Here is a 9,613-nt window from a genome sequence, read left to right as displayed (position 1 = left end):
AGATGATCACCCAGGCGAAGTCGCAGTTCACCGACCCCGAGGTCGCCGAGGAAGCCGACGCCTTCATGCGGCAGGAGGGGCAGCATTCCACCGCCCACCGCCAGCACGTGCGCGGCCTGATCCGCGCCTACCCAGGCCTGCAGGAGACCCTCGACGAGGTGGTGGGGGAATTCGACAAGCTCACCGCCGAGAAGCCGCTGAAGTACCGCCTGGCCTACACCGCCGACCTGGAGGCCACCTTCACCTCGGTGTTCAAGCTCATGCTCGACAACGAGGCCTCGCTGTTCCGGCCCGGCGACGACCGCGTCGCGTCGCTGTTCATCTGGCATTTCGTCGAGGAGGTCGAGCACCGCAGTTCCGCGCTCATCATCTTCGATTCCCTGGTGGGCAGTGACCTGTACCGGATGCGGGTGGCGCCGTCGATCTTCCGGCACGTGCTGCGCATGGTGCGGATCGCGTGCGCCGGATTCAACAAGCATGTGCCGCTGGAGGAGCGGAAGATCGACGCCATGTCGATGTTCGCGACCTACCGCTATCAGCAGCTGCTGGGCAAGGTGGTGCCCAGCCTCGCGCTGCCGTACGCGGGTCCGGGCCCGCGCGCCTTCGACGATCTGCCGCTGGGCGAGCAGCTCTCCGCGCTGCGCGGGGTCATCAGAAGCCAGCTGCCCAAGCACAATCCGGCGCACGAGGCCACGCCCGCTCTGGCCGATGTGTGGTTCGAGCGCTACCGGGAGGGCTACGACGTGACCCGCTGGTACACCGCCGAGACGTCCGGAGCGGGGACGAACTGATGGCCGAGCATTGCGCACCCACCTTCGAGGGGCTCGCGAAGTCGCTCGGCTTCTCCTGTGAGGAGGCCGGCGGACTGTTCGAGCTGAGAAGCCCGCTGGCACTGGAGAACTGGACCCTGCCCGTCCTGGAAACCACCATCATCCTGGGCTCGATCCTGGCGCTGGTGTGGGCCGTCATCCGGCTGCGCCGCCACGGCGACCCGACCAACCTGGTGCTGTGGTTCGGCGCGACCGCGTACCTGTTCGTCATCGAGCCGCCGCTGTATTTCCCCGCCGCGTTCGGCATCTCCGAACACGTGGACACCATGTTCGCGCACAACGTGTTCACCGTGGACTTCCTGTGGGGCCGCCTGCCGCTCTACATCGTGGCGATCTACCCGTTCATGGCCACGATCGCCTACGAGCTCGTGCGCATGCTGGGTGTCTTCCGCTACGGCGCGCTCGCGGGCGCGACCTGTGTCGGCTTCGTGCACCACGCGTTCTACGAGATCTTCGACCAGATCGGCCCGCAACTGCGCTGGTGGGAGTGGACCACCGACAACCCGCTCAACCAGCCCATGTTCGATTCGGTGCCGCTGCCGAGCGTCGTGGTCTTCGCCGCCCTGTGGCCGATGTCGCTGGCCTTCTGCGTCTACCGTTTCGTGGGCCGCCGCGTGGATGCCGGTGAGCAGTTCACCGGTGTCCAATTGGTGTGGCGCACACTGGTGATCGGCCTCGCGGCCTCCGCTGGCACCTTCATCCTCCCGCTCCCGGCCACGGTCCTCGGCGCGGGCAGCACCACCGTGCGCGGCGTCATCTACGCGCTCGAGCTGATCGTGCTCTCGGCGGTGGCGGTCTGGCTGATGTACCGCCAGTGGTCGCGGCTGCGGCAGCCCGGCAACACCGAACCGCGCTACGACAACGCCTTCGTCCGCGTGTACGCCGCCGTCTACCTCGTCGTCTTCGCGGTCCTGTGGGCCACTGCCCTCCCGGACTTCTTCAACGCGAAGAACGGCATCACCGAGAACGGCGACCCCATCGGCAACCTCTGGTACACCCTCGCCTGCTTCGCGGTCGGGATCCTTTCCGTGGCAGCGGTTTCCTTCCGCCCGGCGACCGGTTCCCACGACGCGGGACTGACCCCGGCCCTGGCGGGAGGCGACAGCTAACATTCGGCCATGGCTGGTGGTACCCACATGTGGCCGGTCGTCGACCTGACGGACCTGCTCGATGTTCTCGATCTGACCGAGGCCGGGCCCGGGCGGTTCCGGGCCCGCAACGTCACCTCGACGCTGCCGACGACCCTGGGCAGCCAGACGCTCGCCCAGGCCGTCATCGCGGCCGAGCGCACGGTGCCGCACATGGCCGTCCAATCGCTGCACGGAGTTTTTCCGCGCGGCGGGTACGCGGATCGCGATGTCGACGTTGAGGTCGAGACCGTGCAGTCCGGCCGGGCGCTGGCCACCGTTCAGGTGTCGTTCCGGCAGGAAGGGCGCGAGCACGCGCGCGTGCTGGCCATGCTGAGCGTCGAGGAGCCCGACTTCCTCGCCCACAGCGCCCGCCTCCCCGAGGACGTGCCCGGTCCCGACGAATGCGACGAGCTGCCCTGCGCGCTGCTGCCCTGGGAGGTTCGCACGCTCGGCGGGGCCGACGCGCTCGCCCTCGAACTGGCCGGGCCGCCGACCCTGGACGTGTGGATGCGCTGCGACAAGGCTCCGGACGAGCCCGCTCTCGCCCGCGCGCTGCTGGCCCACGGCAGCGAGGGCTTCCTGGGCCCGGTCGCCATGCGGCCCTACCCGCAGTCCGAGATCGCTCGCCTCGGTGGTCGCGGGGCCGCCGCGATGCTCGCCCAGACGGTCACCTTCCACCGCCCATTCAGCCTGCACGACTGGCTGCTCATGCGGTGCGAGAGCAACTTCGCGGGCGGTGGGCGGATGCACGGCCGGATCCAGATCTTCACGCGGGCAGGCGATCTGGTGGCCTCCGTGGACACCCAGGGCCTGATGCGCAGCGCCGCCTGAGCGCGGCCGGCTGCTACCGCTCCCGATCGATGCGGTCAAACCCGATGTGGCCCTCCTGCGCACCGGCGGCCGCACGCCCGAGGGCCGTCAGGTGGTGTCCCCGCAGTGGGTCACCGCCGCCACCACCGGCATGAAGCCGGCCAGCGACGCCGGCGACGCCACCGTCCGCGGCTACGGCTTCCAGTTGTGGAGCGGTGCGACGCCGGATGGTCTCCAGGCCAACGGCTTCCAGAGCCAATACATCACGGTCGCCCCATCGGACTGCGTGACCGGTGTCCGGCCGGCGCACACTCTCCAGCTGAGTACGGACGGGGAGTTCGCGGGCCAGGGCAATGACGAATGGCACGCGCTGCACCGGACGGTGCTGGCCTGGATGGGCGGCTGTTGAGCCCCGCCGCGTTCGAGGGGTGACGACCGGTGTCCGCTGGTGTAAACGATCTCGCGAACTTAGATTGGACGTGTGACCAAGTTTGGCGTCCGTCGGCGCGAGGTCCGGACGGAGTGAGCACGAGGCTGGATCTGCCCACGATCCCCCCGTCGGTCCTGAGCGGGCTGGTCGAGATCGGCGCACGGGAGGCGCGCGACGTCGGGCGGTGGTTCACGGGGACCGGTCTGACCGCGCCGGACGTGCTGACCGCGGACTCGATCAAGGTGTCCTTCCGGCAGGCCGTCACCGTCCTGCGGCGCGCCATCGCGGATATGCCCGGGCGGCCGCTCGGTATGCAGGTGGGCGGGCGGCGTGAACCGGACGTGATGCTGATCGTCGAAACCCTGCTCGAGCAGAATCTGCGGCATCCCCTGACGATGGCCGAGGTCGCCGCGCGACTGCACGTCACCGAACGCACACTGCGCCGCCAACTCGCCACCGCCGGTGAGAGTTTCAGCTCGGTCCGGGATCGGGTGCGGGAACGGCGCGCCACCTATCTGCTGCAGGATTCGGGGCTGCCGATCTCGGCGATCGCGCACCAGATCGGGTACAGCGATATCCGCGAGTTCCGCCGCGCCTACATCCGCTGGACCGGGTCCGCGCCCAGCGTGGCGCGCCGCCCGCTCGGATAGCCGTGATGGGCGCGGGCGTCGACACAGGCGCGGTGCCGAGCCGAGGCCAGGAACTTGATGCCGCCGTTGAGTTTCGGCCGATCGCCGGCGATGAGTCCCTCGAATGCCGCAGCCCGCACGGGGTTGTGCTGCTGGTCGTGCAGGTACTGGGCGACGACATTGCTGATGTGGTCGAACAGCGTGTACGCGCTGGAGTTGATCTCGAGGTAGCCGAGTCCGAACAGATTGCGGTGCTCGCGGTTGAACACCGACAGGTACAGGTCCGGTCGGCCCTCGGTCCAATCGAAGTACCTCTCCGCGTAGGGAATCGACCAGTCGTATCCCGTCGCGTGCAGGATCAGGTCCACCTCCTCGCTGCCGTCGGTGAACCGGACCCGGGAGCCTTCCAGCTTCGCGACATCGGGGCGGATCGCGACATCACCGTGCTGGAGGTAGTGGATCAGCTGACTGTTGAGCAGCGGATGCGATTCGAACAGTTTGTGATCCGGTTTCGGCAGACCGCATTTCGTCAGATTCCCCTGGTGCAGCCGCAGCAGCGCCTGGAAGAACGGGCGCTCCAGCCACAACGGCAATTGCGGTCCGCTATTGGCGATTTCGTCGCTGGGGATACCGAAGATGTGTTTCGGGATGACGTGATAGCCACGCCGGATGCTGACGAAAGCGGCCTCGGCATCGGCGGCGGCGTCGCAGGCGATATCGGCGTTCCGGACATGAACCCTCCGTTCGACGGTGACGATAACGGCATCCAACAGCCGCCGGGCCCCTGCCGACGAGGGGTGATGCGGCTGAAAAGGGGGGATAACCGGACACGCCGGGCGCGCTGCTACGCTCGCGGTCCGCGGATCTTCCCGACGCACCGTCGGTAAGTTTGTCTCCGCAGAGAGGTGAAGGCACTGACGATGAACAACTTCCCCGGAGTCGATGGTTTCCTCGGCACGAGAGCGTCGTGGGCCATGGACACCATGGTGCTGGTCATGGCGATCGTCGTCGCCGTCCTGGCGTGGAGCGTCTACCAGGCCAGGGTCAATCGAAAGTTCCGCCTGCACAAGGGAGTTCAGATCCTGCTGGCGGTGGGCTTGCTCGCCGCCGTGGTGCTCTTCGAGATGGATGTCCGTTTCAACGGCTGGCAGGAGCGGGCCGCGGGCGTCGTCGGCGGCACCGCCTCCACCGTGGTGTGGACCGCCCTGGCCATCCACCTGGCCTGCGCGGTCTTCTCGGTCGTCCTGTGGCCCGTGGTGATCATCCGCGCGGCCCGCAACTTCGATTCGCCGCCGCACCCCGGCGCGCACAGCGCCTGGCATCGCCGCTGGGCGCCGATCGCGGCCATCGGCATGACGCTGACCGCCGTGACCAGCTGGATCTTCTACGGCCTGGCCTTCGTCGCGTAACCCGCTGCGGCTCAGACCTTCTTGCCGACAGCCCCGTACAGCGACACGTTCTTGTCGTGGCCCGGCGGGAATTCCTCGTCGGGATTGCGCCACCGGTGGATCATCTCCACCCCCGGCTCGACCAGTTCCAACCCGTCGAACAGCCGCTCGACCGCGTCCCGGGTGCGCGGCTGCACCGGTATCCCGCGATCGATATAGACCTGCAAGAGCCGGGCCATCCCCTCGGGATCATCGGGCCCGGCGTCGAAATCGGTCGTGACATGCGAGACCGCCAGATACGACCCCTTCGCGAGCGGCTCCATCAGGGTCCGCACGATCTCGTGCACATCCCCCGGCACGAAATGCAGCACCGCCATCAGCGACACCGCGACCGGCTGCGAAAGATCCAGCGTCTCGAGCAGTTCCGGAGCCTGGAGAATCTCCTCCGGCTTCCCCGCGTCGGCCAGGACGAACGCCGTCCGCCCTTCCTCCGCACTCACCAACAATGCCCGCGCGTGCGAGAACACCAGCGGATCATTATCGACGTAAACGACCCTCGACTCAGGCGCCAAACCCTGCGCCACCTGATGCAAATTCGGCTCGGTGGGTATCCCGGTCCCGATATCCAGGAACTGCCGAACCCCCTCCCCCGCCAGATACCGGGTAGCGGTCCGCATGAACTCCCGATTGGTCTGCGCGGTCACCCGAACAGCCGGAAACTCCGCCAGCGCCTTGTCCCCCGCATCCCGATCCGCCTCGTAATTATCCTTCCCCCCGAGGAAGTAGTCGTACATCCGAGCCGAATTCGGCACATCAGTACGTAGCTCACGCGAACCCGCCACCATGGCCCCCTACGACCCGTATCCGAAAACCCGTCCCCCGCCTGTATACCGCAGCGCCGTGATCAACGCCCCCGGATCGGGCAATACCCCGAACCTCGGAACCCACGCGAAACACCCGACCGGCAAGGACATCCCGCTTCCAGCCGCTCTCAACCGCAGGACGTGAGGTGCGCGCTTCGGATATAGATCTGAGTGAATCGCGCATTGGAACGCTCGTGGGAGTGCCATAGCGTCGGTCGGGTACCAAACGCTCAGGGAAAGTGGAGGCCTTCGGTGGCTATTCGGATCGGTGTATTTCTGCCCACGTCGGGACCGCACAGCACGGGGTCGGGGCCGCGGGAGGTTCGGGAGAGCGCGCGGGTGGCGGAGGCCGCGGGGCTCGAATCACTCTGGGCGACAGATCACCTCGTCGCCAGTCAGCCGATGCTCGACAGTACCGTAGCGCTCAGCACGGCGGCGGCGGTGACCGATCGGATTCGGGTCGGGTTCGGGGCCATGTTGGTGGCGATGCGGCCGGTTGCGTGGGCGGCCAAGGAGATCGGCACGCTGCAGCAGGTGTCGGAGGGGCGGCTGCTGTTGGGAATCGGGACCGGCAATCCGGCGCACGGGGATGTCGGGTGGCGGGCGGCGGGTGTGCCGTTCGCGGAACGGGGGGTTCGCACCGATCGGGCGCTGGCCGTACTGCCGGGGCTGATCAGTGGTACGCAGACGGCGCTCGACGAGGGCCTCGACGTCGCACTGTCGCCGGGTGCGTCGGTGCCGCCGATTCTTGTCGCGGGCAACAGCTCTCGGGCACGCCGCAGGGCCGCCGCGTACGGGGATGCCTGGATGCCGATCAATCCGGGCCTCGACGATCTTCCCGGCTTGCTGGCCGAGTTGAAGAACCTCGCTCAGCAGCATGAGCGGCAGACCCCCGCGGTGACGGTCGTCGCGCCGGCGCTCTCGGCGGATCCCCGTCGGGCGGCGGACGAATTGGTCGCCTATGAAGCCGCCGGTGTCGAGCGGGTCGTGCTGGCTCCGACCGGCCCGGATTGGCGGCGCGACTACGCATTCGCCGCCGACGTGCGCGCCGCGCAGTAGAGCTCCCTCCACTCTCGAGCACAGGACAGATCATGTCGGTTTCGCAGCGCCTCATCCTCGCCACCCTGTCGGCGTCGATGCTCATGACCATCCTCGACGGCAGCATCGTGACCGTCGCCATGCCCTCGATCCAAGGGGATCTCGGCTTCAGCCCGTCCGAACTGAGCTGGACGGTCAATGCCTATCTCATCGCCTTCGGCGGACTCCTGCTGCTCGCCGGGCGGCTCGGGGATCTGATCGGGCGCCGGACCATGTTCATCGCCGGGAACGTCGTCTTCACCGCGGCCTCGGTTCTCGCCGGTGCGGCCACCGGACGGGAAGTGCTGATAGCGGCGCGGTTTCTTCAGGGTATCGGCAGCGCGCTCGCGGCGTCGGTGGCGCTCGGCATCCTGATCACCCATTTCACCGGGAATGCCGAGCGCGCCAAGGCCATCGGCGTCTTCAGCTTCACCGGCGCGGCCGGCGCCTCGGTCGGGCAGGTGCTCGGCGGGGTGCTCACCGATGCGCTGAACTGGCATTGGATATTCCTGATCAACGCGCCCATCGGGTTGGCGACCGTCGTGCTGGCCCTGCGGGTGATGCCCGCCGATCGCGGGATCGGATTCGGTGCGGGCGTGGACGTCCTCGGCGCGGTGCTGGTGACGTCGGGGCTGATGCTGGGGATCTACACCGTGGTCGGGATCGCCGAGCACGGCCGGCTGGCGGCTCGGACGCTCACGCTCGCCCTGGTGTCGGCGCTGCTGCTGGCGAGTTTCCTGGTTCGTCAGGCCACGGCACCCGCGCCGCTGCTGCCGCTGCGGATCTTCCGTTCCCGCAATGTCTCCGGCGCGAACGCGGTGCAGATGCTGACCCTGGCGGCGATGTTCGCCTTCCAGGTCCTCGTGGCGCTCTACATGCAGCAGGTGCTCGGTTACCACGCGCTGCGGACCGGGTTGGCGATGCTGCCCGCCGCGGTGGCCATCGGCGGGGTGTCGTTGTTCGTGTCCGCCCCGCTCACCACCCGCCTCGGTGCGCGCACCGTGCTCGTCGCCGGACTGTTGTCGCTGCTGACCGGCATGGCCTGGCTGACCCGCCTGCCGGTCAGCTCTCTATGGGAGGTTCCGCAAACGCAGTAATCCGTAGATCTGAACCGTCGGTGATGCCGACGGGCCTTGGGAACATTTGTCCTATATCCGGGGTGGGTGGGCGGTGGATAGTGGGGGCTCGTTCACAAGGAGGGCTTCGTGCGGATTCTTGTTTCGGGGGCCGGTGTCGCGGGGCCGGTGTTGGCGTATTGCCTGAACAGGCATGGTTTTTCGGTGACCGTGGTGGAGCGGGCGGAGACGGTGCGCAAGGCCGGGGGGCATGCGGTGGATCTGTTCCGGCCTGCGGTGGAGATCTCGGAGAGGATGGGGGTGCTGGATCGGATCGGGGAGTGCGCTACCGGGACTGCGCGGTTGGCGTTGCGGCCGGAGGGGTCGTCGCGGGCGGTTCGGGTGGACCTCGGCAAGATCTTCAGCGCCGCCTCCGATCGGCATGTCGAGATCATGCGGGATGATCTGAGCGAGATCTATTACGACGCAACGTGTGACGAGGTGGAGTACCAGTTCGGTGACTCGATCACCGAGCTCTCGCCGGACGGCGAGGTTCGGTTCGAGAATGCTGGGCCGCGCCGGTTCGACCTCGTCATCGGCGCAGACGGGCTGCATTCCACGGTGCGGCGGCTCGTCTTCGGCGACCAACCCGGTTCCAGCACTTTCATCGGGGCCTATCTCGGCGTTCTGACCCTGCGCGATGCCGCCGCGCTGGAACGTGAGCTGCTCATTCACGTCGGCGTCGGCCGGACCGTGGGGATGTACGGCACCCGACATTCCGGCGAGGCACGGGCGCTGTTCCTGTTCCACAGCGAGCAGGAGCTCGACTACCACTACCGCGATGTGCCACGGCAGAAGGAACTGCTGCGCAACGCCTTCCAGGGCATGCATCCGGACGTGGACCACTGGCTGACCGAGCTCGACAGCACCCCGGCCTTCTACTTCGACTCGATCACCCAACTCCACCTGAACACCTGGTCTCACGGAAGGGTGACGCTGGTCGGCGACGCGGGCTACTGCCCCGGCCCGGCGGTGGGCGGCAGCACCACCCTCGCAGTCGTCGGCGCCTATGTCCTCGCGGGCGAACTGGCCAGAGCCGGCGGCAACCACGAACGTGCGTTCGCCGCTTACGAACGCGTGATGACACCCCACATCCAGGCCAGCCGAGCAGCCGCCCTCAGCGCCGCGAAAACCCTCATCCCCGCATCCCGCCTCGGGATCACCGGCCTGACCCAAGGCGCTCGCCTGATCTCAGCTCTCCCCGCTCGCCCCCGCCGAGCCCTCCTGCGGCTCGCCAGCAAGACCGGCCGCGTGTACAACTCCATGACCATCGACGACTACGAGCATCAGAACCACAGTGCGTGGGCGAGAACGAGAACTGGAGTCGATGAGGGATGACGC

At 67.7% G+C, this 9,613-nt stretch carries 11 protein-coding genes; 9 read left to right on the top strand and 2 right to left on the bottom strand.

Annotation, left to right across the window (positions count from 1 at the left end):
* From ACFV4K_RS20870 to ACFV4K_RS20850, 5 genes are all read left to right on the top strand, one after another.
* Nucleotides 1–791, top strand: a 791-nt coding sequence (locus ACFV4K_RS20870) for a metal-dependent hydrolase (protein WP_379276940.1), incomplete at its 5' end; no start/stop codon positions are given.
* Entirely contained in the window at nt 791–1,939 is a 1,149-nt protein-coding gene (locus ACFV4K_RS20865) for a hypothetical protein (protein WP_379276939.1), read from the top strand. The genes ACFV4K_RS20870 and ACFV4K_RS20865, both read left to right, overlap by 1 nt.
* A 9-nt stretch (nt 1,940–1,948) precedes the next feature.
* Nucleotides 1,949–2,791, top strand: coding sequence for an acyl-CoA thioesterase (locus tag ACFV4K_RS20860; protein ID WP_379276937.1), 843 nt, complete (start codon nt 1,949–1,951; stop codon nt 2,789–2,791).
* 46 nt (nt 2,792–2,837) lie between these two features.
* Nucleotides 2,838–3,179 (top strand): hypothetical protein, encoded by a 342-nt coding sequence (locus tag ACFV4K_RS20855; RefSeq protein ID WP_379276935.1) that lies wholly within the window; start codon nt 2,838–2,840, stop codon nt 3,177–3,179.
* Between the two features lie 113 nt (nt 3,180–3,292).
* Nucleotides 3,293–3,850 carry a helix-turn-helix transcriptional regulator gene (locus tag ACFV4K_RS20850; RefSeq protein ID WP_379276933.1) on the top strand — a complete coding sequence of 186 codons (558 nt, stop codon included), beginning with the start codon at nt 3,293–3,295 and terminating at the stop codon, nt 3,848–3,850.
* On the opposite strand, the gene ACFV4K_RS20845 is transcribed toward ACFV4K_RS20850, so the two are convergent.
* Nucleotides 3,796–4,599 carry a hypothetical protein gene (locus ACFV4K_RS20845; protein ID WP_379276931.1) on the bottom strand — a complete coding sequence of 268 codons (804 nt, stop codon included), beginning with the start codon at nt 4,597–4,599 and terminating at the stop codon, nt 3,796–3,798. The two genes, ACFV4K_RS20850 and ACFV4K_RS20845, sit on opposite strands and share 55 nt — an antisense overlap.
* A gap of 150 nt (nt 4,600–4,749) precedes the next feature.
* Between ACFV4K_RS20845 and ACFV4K_RS20840 the strand changes: the two genes are divergently transcribed.
* On the top strand, nt 4,750–5,238 hold the full coding sequence (locus tag ACFV4K_RS20840; protein ID WP_379276930.1) for a DUF420 domain-containing protein: 489 nt from the start codon (nt 4,750–4,752) through the stop codon (nt 5,236–5,238).
* Between the two features lie 11 nt (nt 5,239–5,249).
* Here the strand turns inward: ACFV4K_RS20840 and ACFV4K_RS20835 are convergent, their stop codons facing one another.
* Nucleotides 5,250–6,062: an SAM-dependent methyltransferase gene (locus ACFV4K_RS20835; RefSeq protein WP_379276928.1), complete on the bottom strand. Its 813-nt coding sequence runs from the start codon at nt 6,060–6,062 to the stop codon at nt 5,250–5,252.
* Nucleotides 6,063–6,332: 270 nt separating this feature from the next.
* Between ACFV4K_RS20835 and ACFV4K_RS20830 the strand changes: the two genes are divergently transcribed.
* The 3 genes from ACFV4K_RS20830 (at nt 6,333) to ACFV4K_RS20820 (ending at nt 9,610) form a co-directional block, all read left to right on the top strand.
* Complete coding sequence (locus tag ACFV4K_RS20830) at nt 6,333–7,139, top strand: LLM class flavin-dependent oxidoreductase (RefSeq protein WP_379276927.1); 807 nt, start codon at nt 6,333–6,335, stop codon at nt 7,137–7,139.
* Nucleotides 7,140–7,171: 32 nt separating this feature from the next.
* Nucleotides 7,172–8,254 carry an MFS transporter gene (locus tag ACFV4K_RS20825; protein WP_379276925.1) on the top strand — a complete coding sequence of 361 codons (1,083 nt, stop codon included), beginning with the start codon at nt 7,172–7,174 and terminating at the stop codon, nt 8,252–8,254.
* A gap of 108 nt (nt 8,255–8,362) precedes the next feature.
* A complete protein-coding gene (locus tag ACFV4K_RS20820) occupies nt 8,363–9,610 on the top strand; it encodes an FAD-dependent monooxygenase (protein WP_379276923.1) in 1,248 nt (415 codons plus the stop codon).
* The last annotated feature ends 3 nt before the right edge of the window (nt 9,611–9,613 follow it).

The organism is Nocardia sp. NPDC059764 (assembly GCF_042732555.1).
Classification (GTDB): domain Bacteria; phylum Actinomycetota; class Actinomycetes; order Mycobacteriales; family Mycobacteriaceae; genus Nocardia.
This window is presented reverse-complemented; position numbering and strand designations above follow the sequence as displayed.

What these genes read in the sequence shown, in the direction of transcription:
- ACFV4K_RS20865 (WP_379276939.1), top strand. Translation starts at nt 791, where the DNA reads ATGGCCGAGCATTGCGCACCCACCTTCGAGGGGCTCGCGAAGTCGCTC.
- ACFV4K_RS20860 (WP_379276937.1), top strand. Translation starts at nt 1,949, where the DNA reads ATGGCTGGTGGTACCCACATGTGGCCGGTCGTCGACCTGACGGACCTG.
- ACFV4K_RS20840 (WP_379276930.1), top strand. Translation starts at nt 4,750, where the DNA reads ATGAACAACTTCCCCGGAGTCGATGGTTTCCTCGGCACGAGAGCGTCG.
- ACFV4K_RS20835 (WP_379276928.1), bottom strand. Translation starts at nt 6,062, where the DNA reads ATGGTGGCGGGTTCGCGTGAGCTACGTACTGATGTGCCGAATTCGGCT.
- ACFV4K_RS20825 (WP_379276925.1), top strand. Translation starts at nt 7,172, where the DNA reads ATGTCGGTTTCGCAGCGCCTCATCCTCGCCACCCTGTCGGCGTCGATG.